General features: G+C 73.0%; 15 protein-coding genes. 10 read left to right on the top strand and 5 right to left on the bottom strand.

Translation table 11 applies throughout. From position 1 onward, the window contains the following. Positions 1-136: 136 nt before the first annotated feature. Complete coding sequence (locus tag ACZ7HT_RS24970; protein WP_471169829.1) at positions 137-1,432, bottom strand: DUF1015 domain-containing protein; 1,296 nt, start codon at positions 1,430-1,432, stop codon at positions 137-139. 78 nt (positions 1,433-1,510) lie between these two features. Here ACZ7HT_RS24970 and ACZ7HT_RS24965 point away from each other — a divergent pair, with 78 nt between their 5' ends. Then, positions 1,511-2,629 carry an HAD-IIA family hydrolase gene (locus ACZ7HT_RS24965; RefSeq protein ID WP_471169827.1) on the top strand — a complete coding sequence of 373 codons (1,119 nt, stop codon included), beginning with the start codon at positions 1,511-1,513 and terminating at the stop codon, positions 2,627-2,629. Between the two features lie 95 nt (positions 2,630-2,724). Further along, on the top strand, positions 2,725-3,573 hold the full coding sequence (locus tag ACZ7HT_RS24960; protein ID WP_471169824.1) for an ABC transporter ATP-binding protein: 849 nt from the start codon (positions 2,725-2,727) through the stop codon (positions 3,571-3,573). Here the strand turns inward: ACZ7HT_RS24960 and ACZ7HT_RS24955 are convergent. After that, a complete protein-coding gene (locus tag ACZ7HT_RS24955) occupies positions 3,562-3,909 on the bottom strand; it encodes an SCP2 sterol-binding domain-containing protein (RefSeq protein WP_471169821.1) in 348 nt (115 codons plus the stop codon). The two genes, ACZ7HT_RS24960 and ACZ7HT_RS24955, sit on opposite strands and share 12 nt — an antisense overlap. Positions 3,910-3,951: 42 nt before the next feature. On the opposite strand from ACZ7HT_RS24955, the gene ACZ7HT_RS24950 reads away from it, so the two are divergent. The 5 genes from ACZ7HT_RS24950 (at position 3,952) to ACZ7HT_RS24930 (ending at position 9,165) form a co-directional block, all read left to right on the top strand. Next, the gene (locus tag ACZ7HT_RS24950) at positions 3,952-4,215 is read left to right on the top strand and encodes a hypothetical protein (protein WP_471169818.1); all 264 of its coding nucleotides are present in this window, start codon (positions 3,952-3,954) and stop codon (positions 4,213-4,215) included. A gap of 7 nt (positions 4,216-4,222) precedes the next feature. Next, a complete protein-coding gene (locus ACZ7HT_RS24945) occupies positions 4,223-5,038 on the top strand; it encodes a TlyA family RNA methyltransferase (protein WP_471169815.1) in 816 nt (271 codons plus the stop codon). After that, positions 5,035-5,958 (top strand): NAD kinase, encoded by a 924-nt coding sequence (locus ACZ7HT_RS24940; protein ID WP_471169812.1) that lies wholly within the window; start codon positions 5,035-5,037, stop codon positions 5,956-5,958. Before ACZ7HT_RS24945 ends, ACZ7HT_RS24940 begins: the two co-directional genes overlap by 4 nt. A 74-nt stretch (positions 5,959-6,032) precedes the next feature. Continuing rightward, the gene (recN, locus tag ACZ7HT_RS24935; protein ID WP_471169810.1) at positions 6,033-7,775 is read left to right on the top strand and encodes a DNA repair protein RecN; all 1,743 of its coding nucleotides are present in this window, start codon (positions 6,033-6,035) and stop codon (positions 7,773-7,775) included. A 310-nt stretch (positions 7,776-8,085) separates the two neighbouring features. Next, complete coding sequence (locus ACZ7HT_RS24930) at positions 8,086-9,165, top strand: glycosyltransferase family 4 protein (RefSeq protein WP_471169807.1); 1,080 nt, start codon at positions 8,086-8,088, stop codon at positions 9,163-9,165. Between the two features lie 34 nt (positions 9,166-9,199). Here the strand turns inward: ACZ7HT_RS24930 and ACZ7HT_RS24925 are convergent, their stop codons facing one another. After that, complete coding sequence (locus tag ACZ7HT_RS24925; protein ID WP_471169804.1) at positions 9,200-10,822, bottom strand: PucR family transcriptional regulator; 1,623 nt, start codon at positions 10,820-10,822, stop codon at positions 9,200-9,202. Between the two features lie 161 nt (positions 10,823-10,983). On the opposite strand from ACZ7HT_RS24925, the gene ACZ7HT_RS24920 reads away from it, so the two are divergent. Together ACZ7HT_RS24920 and ACZ7HT_RS24915 are read left to right on the top strand one after the other, a co-directional pair. Next, a complete protein-coding gene (locus ACZ7HT_RS24920) occupies positions 10,984-12,528 on the top strand; it encodes an APC family permease (RefSeq protein ID WP_471169801.1) in 1,545 nt (514 codons plus the stop codon). Between the two features lie 25 nt (positions 12,529-12,553). Beyond that, the gene (locus ACZ7HT_RS24915) at positions 12,554-14,188 is read left to right on the top strand and encodes a flavin monoamine oxidase family protein (RefSeq protein ID WP_471169798.1); all 1,635 of its coding nucleotides are present in this window, start codon (positions 12,554-12,556) and stop codon (positions 14,186-14,188) included. A gap of 6 nt (positions 14,189-14,194) precedes the next feature. On the opposite strand, the gene ACZ7HT_RS24910 is transcribed toward ACZ7HT_RS24915, so the two are convergent. Both ACZ7HT_RS24910 and ACZ7HT_RS24905 read right to left on the bottom strand, forming a co-directional pair. Further along, positions 14,195-15,577, bottom strand: a complete 1,383-nt coding sequence (locus ACZ7HT_RS24910) for an FAD-binding oxidoreductase (protein WP_471169795.1) — start codon at positions 15,575-15,577, stop codon at positions 14,195-14,197. A 90-nt stretch (positions 15,578-15,667) separates the two neighbouring features. Then, positions 15,668-17,470 carry a glycoside hydrolase family 15 protein gene (locus tag ACZ7HT_RS24905; RefSeq protein WP_471169792.1) on the bottom strand — a complete coding sequence of 601 codons (1,803 nt, stop codon included), beginning with the start codon at positions 17,468-17,470 and terminating at the stop codon, positions 15,668-15,670. Positions 17,471-17,905: 435 nt separating this feature from the next. Between ACZ7HT_RS24905 and ACZ7HT_RS24900 the strand changes: the two genes are divergently transcribed. Then, positions 17,906-19,555, top strand: coding sequence for a CTP synthase (locus ACZ7HT_RS24900; RefSeq protein WP_471169850.1), 1,650 nt, complete (start codon positions 17,906-17,908; stop codon positions 19,553-19,555). Positions 19,556-19,565 lie beyond the last annotated feature (10 nt).

Below are 19,565 nucleotides of genomic sequence, written 5' to 3'. Positions count from 1 at the left end.
GTGGAGATCGAGGAGGGGGAAGAGGAGGAGGAGGAGGAGGGGGGGGGGGGGGGAGAAGGGGGCGGCTCCCCGGGGGGAGGGAGAGGGGCGCCCCCGGGGGGGTCCCCCCCTTCTGCGTTTCCGCGCTTCGGTGTGCTCAGTCCAGCGCCAGGCTGCGCAGGACCAGGCCCGTCGCCGGCTTCGGGCCGAAGGACGTGGACTTGCGGGGCATCGTGACGCCCTGGCGGGCGAGGTCGCGGACGACCTCCTCCCGTACCGGATGCATGAGGACCGCCGTACCGCCGCGGCGTTCCGCCTGGGCGACCACGGCCTCCGTGTCGTGGATGTAGGCGATGTCCTCGGGGGCGTCCGGGATGTGCCAGACGTGCTCCAGGAGGGTGGAGTGCAGGACCGTCGCGTCCAGGGTCCGCCAGGCCTGGGGGCGGTCCGTGCGGATCGTGCGGTCGAGGAGGGCCGGGTCCGGGCGGTCGAGGAGGTGGAAGGTGCCGTCGCCCGCGAGGAGGAAGGCGTTGCCCTCGGCCGCGGCGGCCTCCAGGGCCTCCAGGGCCACGGGGAGCGGCCGGTCGATCCTGCGCACCCGGAACGTGTCCCCGAGGGCCGCGAGGGCGTCGGCGACCGGCAGGCGGTTCAGGAGGCGGTGGATCGAGCGGACCCGCAGGGGGTAGCGGGCGGTGTCGATGAGGAGGACCAGGCCGTAGTTCCAGGGGCCGGGGGCCGTGTGCTCCTCGCGGAGGCGCAGGTACGTCGCCCAGCGGTGGTGGCCGTCGGCGATGAGGGCCTGGTGGTGGGCCAGTTCGCCGGCGATCACGGCGAGTTCGGCGGGGTCCGTGACCGACCACAGGCGGTGCTGGAAGCCGTCCTCCGTGGTGGTGGAGAACAGCGGCTCGCGCCGGACGGTGCTCTCGATGACCGCTGCGGCGCCGCCCTCCTCGGCCCCGACGTAGGTGAGGAGCAGGGGCTCCAGGTTGGCGGCCGTGGTCCGCATCAGGGCGGCGCGGTCCTCGACGACGTGCGGCATGACGTCCTCGTGCGGGAGGACGACGCCCTCGTCCGGGGTGGAGAGCTCCAGGGTGCCGATGACGCCCCGCTGGAGGATGCCGTCGCCGCTCTGCTCGTACACGTAGAGCGCGGGCTCCGGGTCCGGGGCGAGGACGCCGTCCGCGAGCCAGCGGTCGAGGGTGACGGCGGCCTTGCGGTGGCGGGTGCCCGCGGTGATCGCCTGCGGGAGGATCAGCCGCACGATGTTGTGCGGATCGGCGGACTCGAGATGGAGCAGTCCGTCAGGTCGTACGACGACGTCGTAGGGAGGGGACATCACGGCGGCGAGGCTGCCGACCCGCTCGGGGACGTACCGGAGTCCGCGGAACGGGGTCAGGTGCAGGCCCGTCGTGGCGTCGCGGACGTCGTCGGCCGCGTGACCTGATGTGTTCATCCTGTCATCGTATGTTGGCGGGCATGCGCGATGATCGGGAGAGTGGGGGAATTCACCCGGTGATCTGAGGAGTGTGCGGTGACGGTGTGGAACGGCCAGGGGCAGCGGGACGGCGGCAGGACGTGCCCGGGCGGCAGCGCGGTCGCGTTGAGCGAGGCGTACGACACGGCGCTCCTGGACCTGGACGGGGTCGTGTACGCGGGCGGGGAGGCCGTTCCGCACGCCGTGGAGGCGCTCGGGGCGGCCCGGGCCGGCGGGATGCATCTGGCGTACGTCACCAACAACGCGCTGCGGACGCCCGACGAGGTGGCGGAGCATCTGACGGATCTCGGCGTGCCGGCGGAGGCCGGGGACGTGGTCACCTCGGCGCAGGCGGTGGCCCGGATGATCGCGGACGAGGTGCCGGCGGGGTCCCGGGTGCTCGTCATCGGCGGCGAGGGGCTGAGGGTGGCGCTGCGCGAGCGGGGGCTCGTACCGGTGGAGTCGGCGGACTACGACCCGGCGGCGGTCGTGCAGGGGTACGGCGGGCCCGAGCTGGGGTGGGGGCGGTTCGCGGAGGCGGCCTACGCGGTGGCGCGGGGAGTGCCGTGGTACGCCTCCAACACCGATCTGACGATCCCCGGGGCGCGGGGGATCGGGCCGGGCAACGGGGCGGCGGTGGAGGTCGTGCGGATCGCCACCGGGGGCCGGTTCGAGCCGAAGGTCGCGGGGAAGCCGCAGCCGCCGATGCACCGGGAGACGGTGCTGCGGACGGGGGCGCGGCGGCCGCTGGTGGTGGGGGACCGGCTGGACACGGACATCGAGGGCGCGTTCAACGGCGGGGTGGACTCGCTGCTCGTGCTGACCGGGGTGACGGACGTGGCGCAGCTGCTCGCGGCGGTGCCGGAGCACCGGCCCACGTATGTGGCGGCCGATCTGCGGGGGCTGCTCGTGAGGCAGCCCGAGGTGGTCGCGGACGGGGCCGGGGGCTTCGTGTGCGGGGGATGGCGGGCGTCCGTGAGCGACGGTGAGCTCGTCCTCTCCGGTGAGCTCACGTCCGTGAGCGACGGTGGGCCCGTCCTCGACGGTGCGCCGGGTGAGGGCGTGGAGGTGCTGGACGCGGTGCGGGCGCTGTGCGGGGCGGCCTGGTCGGAGGCGGACCGGGCGGGCGGTGGTGTGCCGGACGCGGGGAAGGTGCTCGCACTGCTCGGGGTGTGACCGATCAACGGGGTTGGGTAGGCTAACCTAACTTCGCGTGACCGTGGTCCGTCACCGCCTGAACCGACCACGGACGAGACACCGGGAGTGCGGGTATGGACGGTCGGCAGCAGCGCCTGAGCGCGGAATCGGTCACCCTGGCGTACGAGCAGCGGGTCATCGCCCGCGATCTCTCCGTCGCGATCCCCGACCACTCGTTCACCGTCATCGTCGGGCCCAACGCCTGCGGCAAATCCACCCTCCTGCGGGCCCTCTCCCGGATGCTGAAGCCCAGTGAGGGCCGCGTCCTGCTCGACGGGCAGTCGATCCACACGATGCCCGCCAAGAAGGTCGCGAAGACCCTCGGGCTGCTGCCCCAGACGTCCGTGGCCCCCGACGGCATCACCGTCGCCGACCTCGTCGCGCGTGGCCGCTACCCGCACCAGGGGCTGCTGCGCCAGTGGTCCCCGGAGGACGAGCGCATCACGCGCGAGTCCATGGCGGCGACGGGCGTCGCCGAGCTGGCCGACCGGTACGTGGACGAGCTCTCGGGCGGTCAGCGGCAGCGCGTCTGGATCGCCATGGCGCTCGCCCAGCAGACGCCGCTGCTGCTGCTCGACGAGCCCACCACGTACCTCGACATCCAGCACCAGATCGACGTCCTCGACCTGTGCGCCGAGCTGCACGAGACGCAGGGGCGGACGCTCGTCGCCGTCCTCCACGACCTCAACCACGCCGCCCGGTACGCCACCCACCTCATCGCCGTCCGCGACGGCGAGGTCGTCGCCGAGGGACCGCCCTCGGAGGTGGTGACCGCCGAGCTGGTCGAGCGGGTCTTCGGGCTGCGCTGCCAGGTCATCGAGGACCCCGAGACGGGGACGCCGCTGGTCGTGCCGGCCGGGCGGAAGGCGCGCGTCCGGGCGACCGTGGGGGCCCGGTCGCAGGAGCCCGCGCTACAGCAGTGACCGCAGCTTGAGGAGGTCGCGGAAGCCGGCCTCCAGTCTGACCCGGCCCCCGGCCCAGGCCTTCGCGAAGTTCAGCTGCCCGTCCACCATCGCCACCAGGTCGTCGCCGGTCATCGCGAGCCGGATCTGCGCCTTGGCCGGCGGCGGGCCGTCCACCGTCGAGTCGACCCGGATCCGGCCGTCCGCGAGGCGGCCCGTGAAGGTCGTGTCCAGGTCGGTGATGTGGCAGCTCAGGCTGCGGTCGAGCGCGGCGGCGCCGCGCACGCCCTCGTCCGCCCGCGCGAGATTGTCCGAAAGTCTGTCGAGTGCGCCGCGGCACTCCGTGATCGTCGCCATCGCCGTCGACGGTACCCCAGGGCTTCGCGGTAGCGTCGTGGCATGAGCGACGCCACCCCCGAAGCCCCGCAGGAGCGGGCCCCGGCCGCGACGGACGAGCCCGCGGGACCCGCACCGCTCGGTGTCGTCCTGGAGCCCACCGGCCATCCCGCCGTCGACGCCCGCCTCGCGCGTCTCGCCGAGCTCGACCACCTCCCGGCGGACGGACACCTGGAGGTGTACGAGGATGTACACCGTGGACTGCGCGCCGAGCTGACCTCGCTCGACGCGCACCCCGCCCCCCGTCCGTACGACAACAGGAGCTGAACCGAACGTGGCAGGACCGGCACGCCGCCGTCTGGACGCCGAGCTGGTACGGCGCAAGCTCGCGCGCTCGCGCGAGCACGCCAGCCAGCTGATCGCCGCGGGCCGGGTGACCGTCGGCAAGACCGTCGCCACCAAGCCCGCGACCCAGGTCGAGACCGCCGCGGCCATCGTCGTCGCCCAGGACGACTCCGACCCCGACTACGTCTCGCGCGGCGGCCACAAGCTCGCCGGGGCCTTCGCCGCCTTCGTGCCCCAGGGCCTCCAGGTCGAGGGCCGGCGCGCCCTGGACGCCGGAGCCTCCACCGGCGGCTTCACGGACGTCCTGCTGCGCGCGGGCGCCGCCCACGTCGTCGCCGTCGACGTCGGCTACGGACAGCTCGCCTGGTCGCTGCAGAGCGACGAGCGCGTCACCGTGAAGGACCGCACGAACGTACGCGAGTTGACGCTCGACGCCATCGACGGCGTCCCCGTCGACCTCGTCGTCGGCGACCTGTCCTTCATCCCGCTGGGGCTCGTGCTGCCCGCCCTCGCGGCCTGCACCGCGCCCGGCGCCGACCTCGTCCTCATGGTCAAGCCGCAGTTCGAGGTGGGCAAGGAGCGGCTCGGCACCGGCGGAGTCGTGCGCTCCGCCGAACTCCGCGCGGACGCCGTGAAGAACGTGGCCCGGCGGGCCGGCGAGCTCGGCCTCGGCGTCCTCGGCGTCACCGCCAGCCCGCTGCCCGGCCCCTCCGGCAACGTCGAGTACTTTCTGTGGCTGCGGGCAGGCGCGCCCGCGCTGGATCCGGCTGACGTCGACCGCGCCGTGGCGGAGGGACCTCGTTGAGCTCAACTGCAGCAGCACCATCGGGAACAACACGCACCGTCTTCCTGCTCGCGCACACCGGCCGGCCGGCCGCCGTGCGCAGCGCCGAACTGGTCGTCCTGGGGCTGCTGCGCTGCGGCATCGGCGTCCGCGTCCTGGAGGCCGAGGCCGCGGACCTGCCGCTGCCGCCGTCCGTCGAGAAGGTGCCGGAGGCCTGCTCCGACGCGCTCGACGGCTGTGAACTCCTCGTCGTCCTCGGCGGCGACGGCACCCTGCTGCGCGGCGCCGAGTTCTCCCGCGCCTCCGGGGTGCCCATGCTCGGCGTCAACCTGGGGCGCGTCGGCTTCCTCGCGGAGGCCGAGCGCGACGACCTCGACAAGGTCGTCGACCGGGTCGTCACCAAGGCGTACGAGGTCGAGGAGCGGATGACCCTCGACGTCACCGTGTACGAGAACGGCGACGTCCTGCACCGCGACTGGGCGCTCAACGAGGCCGCCGTGCAGAAGGTCTCGCCGGAACGGATGCTGGAGGTCGTCCTCGCGATCGACGGGCGCCCGGTGACCGGCTTCGGCTGCGACGGAGTGATCTGCGCGACACCCACCGGCTCCACCGCCTACGCCTTCTCGGCGGGCGGACCGGTCGTCTGGCCCGAGGTCGAGGCGCTGCTCATGGTCCCCATCGGGGCCCACGCCCTCTTCGCCAAGCCGCTGATCACCACCCCCCAGTCGGTGCTCGCCGTCGAGGTCGAGCCGCACACCCCGCACGGCGTGCTGTGGTGCGACGGGCGGCGGACCGTGGAGCTCCCGGCAGGCGCGCGCGTCGAGGTGCGGCGGGGCGCCGTGCCGGTCCGGCTCGCCCGGCTGCACCACGCCTCCTTCACGGACCGGCTCGTCGCCAAGTTCGCCCTCCCGGTCTCGGGATGGCGGGGCGCACCGCGCTGACCCGCTCCGTAACGACTGGTACTCCCGAGGGTTACGCCCGGGGGTGATGTCGCATCCGACCCGGGAAACCTCGTATGGTCTGGGGCGTGCTGGAGGAGATGCGGATACGGTCGCTCGGGGTCATCGACGACGCGGTGGTCGAGCTGTCACCCGGCTTCACCGCGGTGACCGGTGAGACCGGTGCGGGCAAGACCATGGTCGTGACCAGCCTGGGGCTGCTGCTCGGCGGACGAGCCGACCCGGCGCTGGTGCGGATCGGCGCGGCCTCGGCCGTCGTCGAGGGGCGGATCAGCGTGCCCGCGGGCGCGCCCGTCGCCGTACGCGCCGAGGAGGCCGGGGCCGAACTCGACGACGGTGTGCTCCTCGTCAGCCGCACCGTCTCCGCCGAGGGACGCTCGCGCGCCCACCTCGGCGGGCGCTCCGTGCCCGTCGGGCTGCTCGCCGAGCTCGCCGACGAGCTCGTCGCCGTCCACGGCCAGACCGACCAGCAGGGCCTGCTCAAGCCGGCCCGGCAGCGCGGTGCCCTCGACCGGTACGCAGGCGAGGCCGTGTCCGGGCCGCTCGCCGCCTACGGCGAGGCGTACCGGCGGCTGCGCGCCGTCACCGCCGAACTTGACGAGATCACCACCCGGGCCAGGGAACGCGCCCAGGAGGCCGATCTGCTGCGCTTCGGGCTCGGCGAGATCGAGGCCGTCGAGCCGCGCGCGGGCGAGGACGTCGAACTCGCCGCCGAGGCCGAGCGGCTCGGGCACGCCGAGGCCCTCGCCTCCGCCGCCGCGCTCGCGCACGGCGCGCTCGCGGGCAACCCCGAGGACCCCGAGGCCGTCGACGCGACCACCCTGGTCGCGGGCGCGGGCCGGGCCCTGGAGGCCGTACGGTCGCACGACCCGGCGCTCGCCGGACTCGCCGACCGGATGGGCGAGATCTCCATCCTCCTCTCGGACGTGGCGCAGGAGCTCGCCGGATACGCCGACGACCTGGACGCCGATCCGCTGCGGCTCTCCGCCGTCGAGGAGCGCCGGGCGCTGCTCACCCAGCTCACCCGGAAGTACGGGGCGGACATCGACGCCGTCCTCGCCTGGGCCGAGGAGAGCGCGGGACGGCTGGGCGAGCTCGACGGCGACGACGACCGGATCGAGGAGCTCACCGCCGAGCGGGACCGGCTGCGCGACGAGCTCTCGGTGCTCGCGCAGCGGCTCACCGACGCGCGCACGGAGACCGCCGCCCGGTTCGCCGACGCCGTCACCGCCGAACTCGCCTCGCTGGCCATGCCGCACGCGCGCGTGTCCTTCGCCATCGCCCAGACCGAGGACCCCGAGGGCGTCGAGGTCGGCGGCCGCCGTGTCGCCTACGGGCCGTCCGGGGCCGACGAGGTCGAGCTGCTGCTCGCCCCTCACCCCGGCGCCCCGCCCCGGCCCATCGCCAAGGGCGCGTCCGGCGGTGAGCTGTCCCGGGTGATGCTCGCGGTGGAGGTCGTCTTCGCCGGGGTCGACCCCGTGCCGACGTACCTCTTCGACGAGGTCGACGCGGGCGTCGGCGGGAAGGCGGCCGTCGAGATCGGCCGCCGGCTCGCCAAGCTGGCCAAGTCCGCCCAGGTCGTGGTCGTCACCCATCTCCCGCAGGTCGCGGCCTTCGCCGACCGGCAGCTGCTCGTCGAGAAGACCAACGACGGCTCCGTGACCCGCTCCGGCGTCACCGTCCTGGAGGGCGAGGAGCGGGTCAGGGAACTGTCCCGGATGCTGGCCGGCCAGGAGGACTCCGAGACGGCCAGGGCCCACGCGGAGGAGCTCCTCGCGACGGCACGGGCGGACGCGTGAGCGTGACGTCGGCGACCCTGGGGAGAATCGGGACGCTCGGCGCCGCCTTCGGGGCGACCCGCGCACGCGGCCGGGCTGGTCGCGGCGGCGGTGTGGGGGGAGCGGGCGGCTTCCGCTTGAGGGGCGTGACGGTGATGCGGGGGCGTGACAGTGATGGCGGGGGAGTGCGCTTGGGGTGTGTGCGCTCGCTCGTGTGGGTGAACCCGTGGTGTGCGTGCCCGGCCCGTACGCCTTCCGCACACCGGAACGACGCCACTTCGGTGCCGGAACGTGCGTACGGTCGGGGGCACGGACTGGCATCCTTGGGCGCGTGACACAGCTCCGTACGGTCCAAGTGCTGGGCGGCGGCGGCGCGGGCAGCAGCGCGCACGTCCGATCACTTGCCTCGGGGCTGGTGGCGAGGGGCGTGCGGGTGACCGTGTGCGCCCCGGCCGAACTCGACCGCGCATACGACTACCTGGGCGCCGGCGCGCACTTCGTGCCCCTGCCGCGCCTCGGCGACCCCGCGACCGTCACCGCGCTCCGCAACGCCTGCATCGGCGCGGACGTGGTCCACGCGCACGGCCTCCAGGCCTCCGTACGGGCCGCGCTCGCGCTGGCCGGCGGCGGCCGGGCCCCGCTCGTGACCACCTGGCACAGCCGCAACCACGTCGACGGGGCGCGGGGCGGGGTGCTGCGGCTCCTCGAACGCAAGGCCGCGCGGGCCGCGACCGTCGTCCTCGGCACCTCCTCCGAACTCGTCGACCGGGCCCGGCGGCGCGGGGCCCGGGACGCGCGCCTCGCCCCCGTCACCGTGTCCGCTGCGCGCGGGCCCGTCTGCCTCCACGACGGCAAGGCCCGCGCCGAACTCGGCGCCGTCGACCGGCCCCTGCTCATGGCCGTCGGCGCGCTCGAACGCGGGCGGGGGTACCGGACGCTGCTCGACGCGGCCCGGGAGTGGCGGGAGCTCGACCCGCAGCCGCTGCTCGTCATCGCCGGGGAAGGCCGCGAACGGGCCTTCCTGCAACGGCGGATCTTCGAGGAGGGGCTCGCCGTGCGGCTCATCGGCCGCCGGGACGACGTCGCCGAGCTGCTCGCCGCCGCCGACGTCGCCGTCCTGCCGTCACGGTGGGAGGCCCGCTCCCTGCTCGCCCAGGAGGCGCTCCGGCTCGGGGTGCCCCTCGTCGCGACGGCCGTCGGCGGCGTACCGGAACTCGTCGGGAACGCGGCGGAGTTGGTGCCGTACGGGGACGCGAAGGCCCTGGCGGGGGCAGTGCGGGGGCTCCTCGACGACGTGGAGCGGCGGATGGACCTGGCGGCGGCGGGGCGGGTACAGGCGGGGTCCTGGCCCACGGAGGACGAGACGGTCGCGCATGTGCTGGCGGTGTACGACGAGTTGACGGGGCGGTAGCCCCTCCGGGGCCCGCCCCCGCCACGACGGGGGCCTACGGCGTATGCCGGCGGGCCCTCAGGGCCAAGGAGAGGGCCAGCACCGTCTGGGGGTCGTCCAGGTCCGTGCCGAGGAGTTCGGAGATGCGGGCCAGGCGGTTGTAGAGCGTCTGGCGGTTGAGGTGGAGCTCGCGCGCCGTCTCCGCCTTGCGCCCCGCGTGCGCCAGGTACGTCTCCAGGGTCGGGAGGAGCGGCGGGCGGGACGCCTTGTCGTGGTCCCGCAGCGGGCCGATCGCGCGGTCCACGAAGGCCGCCAGGTCCGGGTGGTCGCGCAGCCGCCACAGGAGGAGGTCGATGTCCAGGCGCCGTGCGTCGTACCAGGGCAGGTCCGACAGGCCCTGCGCCGCCGTCGCCGTCTCCGCCGCGTGCCGCAGGCCCGCCGAGGCCGCCGCCCAGCCGCCCGCGACGCCGACCACGACGACCGGCGCGTGCACCCCGGCGCGTTCCAGGCCGGCCCGCTCCACGCCCGCGCGCAGCGCCGCCGCGACCCGGTCCGCGACCGCCGTCCGCTCCGATTCCGAGCGGAGGCCCAAGAGGAGGGGGACACGGCCTTCCACCGGGCGGACTCCCAGCAGGGCCGGGACGCCCACCGAGGCCAGTTCCTCCAGGACCGCGCGGGCCAGCAGGGCCCAGTTGCCCGAGGGGGACAGTTCCGGGGCCAGGCGCATGACCACCGGGAGCAGCGGGCCCGCGCCCGGTTTGAAGCCCAGGACGCGGGCCTGCGCCGGGGCGTCCTCCGCCGAGATGCGGCCCTCCGCGAGGTCCGTCAGGAAGTCGCCCCGGCCGCGCGCGGCCAGCTCCTCCTCCTGGCGTGCCTGCATGAGGACGACCGCGAGGAGCCCGGCCGCCCGCTCGGCCGCCATCCGGTGCACGGGGGAGAGCGGTCCGGAGACCGACAGGAGGACCAGGCGGGCCCGTACCGAGCCCGTACCGGGGCCGCCGCCGGGCACGTCGACGAGGACCGTGCCGGTGGGCGGGCCGGACTCGCGGGCCGCCCGCTGGCCGCGCAGCCCGTCCCACACCTGGAGCGGGTCGGCGGGCGCGGACTCGGTGCCCGCCGCGTACAGCAGCTGTCCGTCGGCGGTCTCCAGGAAGACCGGGTTCGCGGCGAAGTCGGAGAGGATGCGGAGCACCTGCGGGACCCCGCCGCCGCCGAGCAGCGCCTCCGTGCACTGCCGGTGGACCTCCTCGGCCTGCCGCTGGAGGGCGTAGTGGCCGTTGACGATCTCGGTGTGGATCTCCTCCGTGACGGCGACGAAGGGGACCTCGCGGTGGAGCTGGACGAGGGGGAGGCCGGCTGCCCTGGCCGTTTCCACTATCGTCGCCGGGAGGCGGGCGAAGCGCGGGCCCAGTTCGACGACGAGCGCGGCGATGCCCCGGTCGGCGAGCCGGCGGACGAAGGCCCGCTGCTCGGCCGGGCGGGTGCCCAGGCCGAGGCCCGTCGTGAGGAGCAGTTCGCCGCCCTTGAGCAGCGACGCGATGTTCGGCACCTCGCCCGCGTGCACCCAGCGCACCGTGCGGTGCAGCCGGTCCGCGCCGGCCACGACCTCCGGGAGCCCGCCGCGCAGTCCGGGGAGTTCGAGGGCCCGCTGCACGGTGATCCCGCCCTGATTGTCCATGGATCCGGACGCTACCCGCGTCCGTGTTTCCGCGACATCACCCCACGGTCACGGGACCGGACACTTCGTACACCAGGGCGACAACTCGTCGCCCCGTGGCGGGAATTGTGCGACCGCCTGTCGATTGTGGCCTACGTCACTCGCGAGGATCCTCTCGGGCCATGGCAGAGAACCCCATCCCAGGGAATCCCGCGACAGGGAACCCCACGCCCGAGGTCCACCGGCTCAAGGCGAACTCGGTCGGACTCGTCGGCGTCGTCTTCATGGCCGTCGCCACCGCCGCCCCGATCACGGCGATGACCGGAAACCTCCCCATCGCCGTCGGCTTCGGCAACGGCACCGGCGCACCCGCCGGATACCTCTTCGCGACGCTCGTCCTGACCGTCTTCTCGGTCGGCTACGTCGCCATGGCCAAGCGGATCACCGCTGCCGGCGCCTTCTACGGCTACATCTCGCACGGCCTCGGCCGGATCGCCGGCATGGCCTCCGGCATGCTCGCCGTCCTCGCGTACGTCGTCTTCGAGGCCTCGATCGTCGGCGTCTTCTCCTACTTCGCCAAGACCACGGTCGCCGACCAGCTCGGCGTCGACATCCCGTGGATCCTGTACGCGGCGGTCATGCTGGCCGTCACCGCCGTCCTGTCGTACTTCGACATCAACCTGACCGCCAGGGCGCTCGGCGTGATGCTGGTCGCGGAGATCGCCGTCCTCTTCGCGGTCGCCACCGCCGTCCTGATCGCCGGCGGAGGCCCCGACGGCATCCCCGTCGAGCCGGTCAACCCCAGGAACGCCTTCACCGGCACCTCCGCCGGGCTCGGTCTCTTCTTCGCCTTCTGGTCGTGGGTCGGCTTCGAGTCGACCGCGATGTACGGCGAGGAGTCCCGCGACCCCAAGCGGGTCATCCCGCGCGCCACCCTGATCTCCGTCATCGGCGTCGGTCTCTTCTACATCTACGTGTCGTGGATGACGATCGCCGGGAACGGGCTCGCCGGGTCCGTGAAGCTGTCCTCGTCCGCAAGCCCCCTCGACCTGTTCTTCGCGCCCACCCAGACCTTCATCGGCGCCTGGGCCGTCGACGCCTTCCAGTGGCTGCTGCTCACCGGCTCCTTCGCCTGCGGCATGGCCTTCCACCAGTGCGCCTCGCGCTATCTGTACGCCATCGGCCGGGAGGGCTTCCTCCACCCGGCGCTCGGCCGGACCCACGCCCGGCACGGCTCGCCGTACATCGCCTCGTACGTGCAGAGCGCGATCGCCGTCGCCCTCGTCGCCGCCTTCTGGCTCACCGGCGAGGACCCGTACATCCACCTCTACACGCTGCTCGCGATCCTCGGCACGATGGCGATCCTCATCGTGCAGACCCTCTGCTCCTTCGCCGTCATCGGCTACTTCCGCAAGAACCACCCCGAGGACCGGCACTGGTTCAGGACGCTCACGGCCCCGCTCCTCGGCGGCATCGGCATGATCGCCGTCGTCGTCCTGCTGGTCATGAACATGGAGACAGCGGCCGGTCTCGCCGCCGACTCCCTCTTCTTCAAGGCCATCCCCTGGATCGTCGGCGCCGTCTTCTTCGGCGGCCTCGGCCTCGGCTTCTACCTCAAGGCCAAGCGGCCCGAGCGCTACGAGATCATCGGCCGGATCGTCCTGGAGGACGCCGCCGAGCGTCCCGCCGACACCCGCGCGGACACCGCCCCCGTACCCCAGAGCTGACCCCGTCCCCCTCCAGGAGCGCCCCATGGCACGCACCAACCCGATGCACCTCCTGAAGAACCTCGCCGCCGAGCACGCCGCCGCCCGACGGCTGAACCTCCCCGTCGACGAGCTGCGCGGCCTGAGAGCCGACGCCCTCGGCCGCCGGTCCCTCCTCACGTACGCCGCTGCTGCCGGCATCGCGGCCGGCATCGGCTCGGCCGTGCCCGCCGCGGCCGCCACCCCCACCCCGCCGGTCAGGAGCACCGCCCGGATCGCCGTCGTCGGCGCCGGGATCTCCGGCCTCACGGCCGCCCTCACCCTCCAGGACGCCGGCCTGAGCCCGGTGCTCTACGAGGCGAACCCGTCCAGGGTCGGCGGCCGCATGTACAGCCAGCGGGACCACTGGGCGTACGGCCAGACCTCCGAGATCGGCGGCGAGCTGATCGACACCAGCCACAAGAAGATCCTGGAACTCTGCCGCCGCTTCGGCCTCGCCACCGAGGACTTCCTCGGCGGCGGGCCCAACGGGGCCGAGGAGGTCCTCTGGTTCAACGGCGCCTACTACCCGCGGGCCCAGGCCGACGCGGACTTCAACGCCGTCTACCAGGCCCTCCACCGCGACCTGCTCGACGCGGGAGAGGTGTACTGGAACCAGACCACCCCCACCGGCACCGCCCTCGACGACATGTCGCTGTACGAGTGGATCGAGAGCCGCGTCCCCGGCGGGCACTCCTCGCCGCTCGGGCGGTTCATGGACGTCGCCTACAACGTCGAGTACGGCGCGGACACCACCGAACAGTCCTCGCTCGCCCTCGTCCTGCTCATGGGCTACCAGACCAATCCGGGGAACTTCAACATCTGGGGCCTCTCCAACGAGCGTTACCACGTCGTCGGCGGCAACGACCTGCTCCCGAACGCCGTCGCCGGGGCCCTCGCCCCCGGCACCCTGCGCACGGGCTGGTCGCTGACCGCCGTACGGGCCGACGCCGACGGCACGCAGACGCTCACCTTCACCGAGGCGGGTGCCACCCGGACCGTCACCGCCGACCACACCATCCTGTGCGTCCCGCTGCCCGTCCTCCAGCAACTCGACCTCTCCCAGGCCGGCTTCGACCCGCTCATGCGCAACCTCCTGCGGGACGCGCGCATGGGCTCCTGCACCAAGCTCAACATGCAGTTCGGCACCCGCCCCTGGCGCGGCACCGGCCCCTGGCCCGGGGTCTCCTCCGGCGACTGCTTCACCGACAGCGAGGTCCAGCAGACCTGGGACACCACCAAGGTCCAGGGCGGCACCGGCGGCATCCTGATCCAGTACGGCGGCGGCAGCCTGGCCCGGAACCTGAACCCGGCCGGGCCGTTCTCCACCGAGTCCGACCCGTACGTGCGGAACCTGGTCACCCGCTACCTGGCCGGCATCGACGCCTTCTTCCCCGGCACCTCCCGGGCGTACACCGGCCGCGCCCAGCTCTCCGCCTGGCACAAGAACCCGTACTCCCTCGGCGCGTACTCCTACTGGCCCGTCGGCTACCTCCACCGGTACGCGGGGTACGAGGGCGTCGCCCAGGGCAACGTCCACATCGGCGGCGAGCACTGCTCGTACGACTTCCAGGGGTTCATGGAAGGCGGCGCGGCCGAGGGCGAGCGCGCCGCCCAGGAGGTGATCGCCGCGCTGAGGTGAGCCGGGTCAGCCGGCCGGGACGATGTTCTGGTTGTACCGGAACACGTTGTCGGGGTCGTACCGGGCCTTCACGGCGGCGAGCCGGCGGTAGTTCCTCTCCCCGAAGGAGGAGATGATCCGCTGCTCGCCCTCGGCGCCGACGAAGTTCAGATACGTCGCGTCGAGCGCCCACGGCCGCACATCGGCCCGCACGTCGTGCACCCACTGCCTCGCCTGCTCGTCGTACGCCGGGTCCTCCCAGGTCGCGAACGGGTGCACCGCCCACGGCGCGGTGCGCCACGGCTGCGGGTACTGGGAGGGCCCGGCGGCCACGGCCCCGCCCATCAGGAACAGCACGTGCTGGGTGGCCGTGCCCGCCGGGATGCCCGCGCCGCGGGCGCAGAAGACGTCCACGGCCTCGTCGCCGAGCTCCCGCAGGTACTCGGCCGACCAGTAGTTCCGCAGCCCCGGCGGGTCGTCCATCATCGACTGCAGGTCCACGTACGGGATGTCCGTGACGATCTCCACCGCGGGCTTCAGCGCGAACAGCGGCTCCGCGAACGTGCGGACCTCCTCGACCGGCCCGGCGTACGTGAACACCGCCCCGCACACCAGCTTCCCGACCAGCTCCTCGGGTATGAACGGCTCCGGGGGCGCCGGCATGTAGATAGCGCCGCCACCCATCTCGTCGGGCGCGGCCAGTCCCAGGTCGCGGAACGTGCGCACCACCTCGGGCGCGTTCTCCGGCAGGAACAGCAGCATGACGAGGCTCATCCGGGGGAGCGGGTGCAGCCGCATCGTCAGCGAGGTCGCCACGCCGAAGTTGCCGCCGCCGCCGTGCAGCGCCCAGAACAGCTCCGGGTTCTCCTCCGCGTCCGTGTGGACGTGCTTGCCCTCGGCGGTGATCAGGTCGGCGCCGAGCAGGTTGTCGCTGGCCAGGCCGAACTTCCGCTCCAGCCAGCCCGATCCGCCGCCCAGGGTGAAGCCGCCGACGCCGGTGGTGGACACCCGCCCGCCGGTGGTCGCCACGTGGAACGGCTGGCAGGCGTGGTCCAGATGGGCCATGGTCGCCCCGCCCTCGATCCGTACCGTCATGTCCTCCGGATCGACGACGACTCCGTGCATCCGGCGGAGGTCGACGACCAGCGCGCCGTCGATCACGGAGGTCCCGGCGACGCTGTGCCCGCCGCCGCGCACCGCGATCGGCAGGTCGGCCTCGCGGCCGAACAGGATCGCGTTCGACACGTCGGCCTGGGTGGCGCACTGGGCGATCACCGACGGGCGCCGGTCGATCATGCCGTTGTGCAGGGCACGCGCCTCGTCGTAACCCGGACCACCGGGGATGATCACCTCTCCGGCCAGGTCGTCGACGAGCCCGGCCAGGGCGCTTTCGGAGATGTGGGGAGCCATGGGAGCCCCCCTTTCGCGAGGGGGGACAAGGACCCTTTCATCGTAGGTCCGGGCCCCCACGGGCGCCCCTCAGCCGCCGTACGCCCCGGATCAGCCCCCGTACGCCCCGGAGGCGGTGAGCCGCAGTGCCGTGTCGATCAGCGGGACGTGGCTGAAGGCCTGCGGGAAGTTCCCCACCTGCCGCTGGAGCCGCGGGTCCCACTCCTCGGCGAGCAGCCCGAGGTCGTTGCGGAGCGCCAGGAGCTTCTCGAAGAGCGTGCGCGCCTCGTCGACGCGGCCGATCATCGCCAGGTCGTCCGCCAGCCAGAAGGAGCAGGCGAGGAACGCGCCCTCGTCGCCCTCCAGGCCGTCCACTCCGGCCTCTTCTCCGGCGGTCGGGTAGCGCAGCACGAAACCGTCCTCCGTGGACAGCTCGCGCTGGATCGCCTCGATCGTGCCGATGACCCGCTTGTCGTCCGGCGGCAGGAAGCCCATCTGGGGGATCAGCAGCAGCGAGGCGTCCAGCTCCTGGGAGCCGTACGACTGCGTGAAGGTGTTCCGCTCCTTGTCGTAGCCCTTCTCGCAGACGTCCCGGTGGATGTCGTCGCGCAGCGCGTGCCAGCGTTCCAGCGGGCCGTCGGCGTCCCCGGACTCGATCAGCTTGATCGTGCGGTCGACGGCCACCCAGGCCATCACCTTCGAGTGGACGAAGTGGCGGCGCGGGCCGCGGACCTCCCAGATGCCCTCGTCGGGCTGGTCCCAGTGCGTCTCCAGGTAGTTGATCAGCTTGATCTGGAGCAGGGAGGCGTAGTCGTTGCGGGACAGGCCCGTCATGTGCCCGAGGTGCAGGGCTTCCGCGACCTCGCCGTAGACGTCCAGCTGGAGCTGGTTCGCCGCGCCGTTGCCGACCCGGACCGGGCCGGAGTTCTCGTACCCGGGGAGCCAGTCGAGCTCCGCCTCGCCGAGCTCCCGCTCGCCGGCGATGCCGTACATGATCTGCAGGTTCTCCGGGTCGCCCGCCACCGCGCGCAGCAGCCAGTCGCGCCAGGCGCGGGCCTCCTCGCGGTAGCCGGTGCGGAGCAGCGAGGACAGGGTGATCGCCGCGTCCCGCAGCCAGGTGTAGCGGTAGTCCCAGTTCCGTACGCCGCCGATCTCCTCCGGCAGCGAGGTCGTCGGCGCGGCGACGATCCCGCCGGTCGGCGCGTACGTCAGCGCCTTGAGGGTGATCAGCGAGCGGATCACCGCCTCGCGGTAGGGGCCGTGGTACGTGCAGTGCTCGACCCACTCGCGCCAGAAGTCGGCCGTCGCCTCGAGCGAGCCCTCCGGGTCCGGCAGTGCGGGCGCCTGCCTGTGCGAGGGCTGCCAGGAGAGCGTGAAGGTGATCCGCTCGCCGGGCGTCACGGTGAAGTCGGAGTACGTCGTCAGGTCCTTGCCGTGGGTCTCCGCGTCGGTGTCCAGCCACACCGAGTCGGGTCCGGCGACGGCGACCGTGCGCTCCCCGACCTTGTGCACCCAGGGCACGATCCGGCCGTAGCTGAACCGCATCCGCAGCGAGGACCGCATCCGCACCCGGCCCGAGACGCCTTCGACGATCCGGATCAGCTGCGGCGCGCCGTCGCGCGGCGGCATGAAGTCCGTCACCCGGACCGTGCCGCGCGGGGTGTCCCACTCGGACTCCAGGATCAGCGAGTCGCCGCGGTAGCGGCGCCGGTCGGCGGGGGCGGGCTCGGCGTCCGCCGGACCCGCCGGGCCGACCCGCCAGAACCCGTGATCCTCGGTGCCGAGCAGCCCGGCGAAGATCGCGTGCGAGTCGAAGCGGGGGAGACACAGCCAGTCCACGCTGCCGTCCCGGCAGACCAGGGCGGCCGTCTGCATGTCTCCGATGAGTGCGTAATCCTCGATACGCCCGGCCACGTGCTTCACTCCAGTCGTACGGCCACGTCCGCCCCGGGGGGCGCTTGCTACGGATGTGCGTGATGTGCGTGATGTGCGCGAAGGGTCGACCAGGCCAGTGTGCGGGATCCGCCGACCGACCGGGCGGGCGATGTCCGAGCAGAATACGTCGCGGCCCCGTGCCGGTAGTGATCACACGAGCGGCGCGCTGCTCCACCCGGGTGAGCTGCCGCTTCCGCTGCCCCCGACGGCCCCGTCGCCGTCCGTGAACACCCGACTGCCGCGTGTGGCCGGAAGCGGTCTCCCGATGTCGCTGATACCCTGGTACCCCGTGGACCGGTGGGAAACGGCGACAGCCGAGGACCCCGAAACCGCAGCGACGGCACCCCCCGATTCTTCCGGAGGGGACGCCGGTACGCACCTCCAGAACGCGACCACGGGAGCCCCCTCTTGGCGATGCCGCCCAACACCACGACGACCAAGCACATCTTCGTCACCGGGGGTGTCGCCTCCTCGCTCGGCAAGGGCCTCACCGCCTCCAGCCTGGGTGCGCTCCTCAAGGCCCGCGGCCTGCGGGTCACGATGCAGAAGCTCGACCCGTACCTGAACGTCGACCCGGGCACGATGAACCCCTTCCAGCACGGTGAGGTGTTCGTCACCAACGACGGCGCCGAGACCGACCTGGACATCGGCCACTACGAGCGCTTCCTCGACGTCGACCTCGACGGCTCGGCCAACGTCACCACCGGCCAGGTCTACTCGCAGGTCATCGCCAAGGAGCGGCGCGGCGAGTACCTCGGCGACACCGTGCAGGTCATCCCGCACATCACCAACGAGATCAAGGGCCGCATCCGCCGCATGGCGACGGACGACGTCGACGTCGTCATCACCGAGGTCGGCGGCACGGTCGGCGACATCGAGTCGCTGCCCTTCCTGGAGACCGTCCGCCAGGTCCGCCACGAGGTCGGCCGCGACAACGTCTTCGTCGTGCACATCTCGCTGCTGCCCTACATCGGCCCGTCCGGCGAGCTGAAGACCAAGCCGACCCAGCACTCCGTCGCCGCCCTGCGGAACATCGGCATCCAGCCCGACGCGATCGTGCTGCGCGCCGACCGCGAGGTCCCGACCGCCATCAAGCGCAAGATCTCGCTGATGTGCGACGTCGACGAGGCCGCGGTCGTCGCCGCCATCGACGCCCCGTCGATCTACGACATCCCGAAGGTGCTGCACACCGAGGGCCTGGACGCCTACGTCGTCCGCAAGCTCGACCTGCCCTTCCGCGACGTGGACTGGACCGTCTGGGAGGACCTCCTGGACCGCGTCCACAACCCGGAGCACGAGGTCACCGTCGCGCTCGTCGGCAAGTACATCGACCTGCCCGACGCCTACCTGTCGGTCACCGAGGCCATGCGCGCCGGCGGCTTCGCCAACCGCGCCCGGGTCAAGGTCAAGTGGGTCACCTCCGACGACTGCAAGACCCCGGCCGGCGCCGCGAAGCACCTCGGCGACGTCGACGGCATCCTCATCCCCGGCGGCTTCGGCGACCGCGGTGTGTCCGGCAAGGTCGGCGCGATCCAGTACGCCCGCGAGAACAAGGTGCCGCTGCTCGGCATCTGCCTCGGCCTGCAGTGCATCGTGATCGAGGCCGCCCGGAACCTGGCCGACATCCCCGAGGCCAACTCCACCGAGTTCGACCCGGCCACCGCGCACCCCGTCGTCTCCACGATGGAGGAGCAGCTGGCGTACGTCGAGGGCGCGGGCGACCTGGGCGGAACGATGCGCCTCGGCCTCTACCCGGCGAAGCTCGCCGACGGCTCGGTCGTCCGCGAGGCCTACGGCGACGAGCCGTACGTCGAGGAGCGCCACCGTCACCGCTACGAGGTGAACAACGCGTACCGCGCGGAGCTGGAGAAGAAGGCCGGCCTGGTCTTCTCCGGCACGTCCCCGGACAACAAGCTCGTCGAGTTCGTCGAGTACCCGAAGGACGTCCACCCCTACCTGGTCGCCACCCAGGCGCACCCGGAGCTCAAGTCCCGCCCGACCCGCCCGCACCCGCTCTTCGCGGGCCTGGTGAAGGCGGCCGTCGAGCGCAAGACGGGCAAGTAGTCCTCTGGCG

Source organism: Streptomyces sp. NPDC037410 (assembly GCF_055602235.1).
Note: the sequence above shows the minus strand (reverse complement) of the source record. Positions and strands in the feature narration are given on the sequence as shown.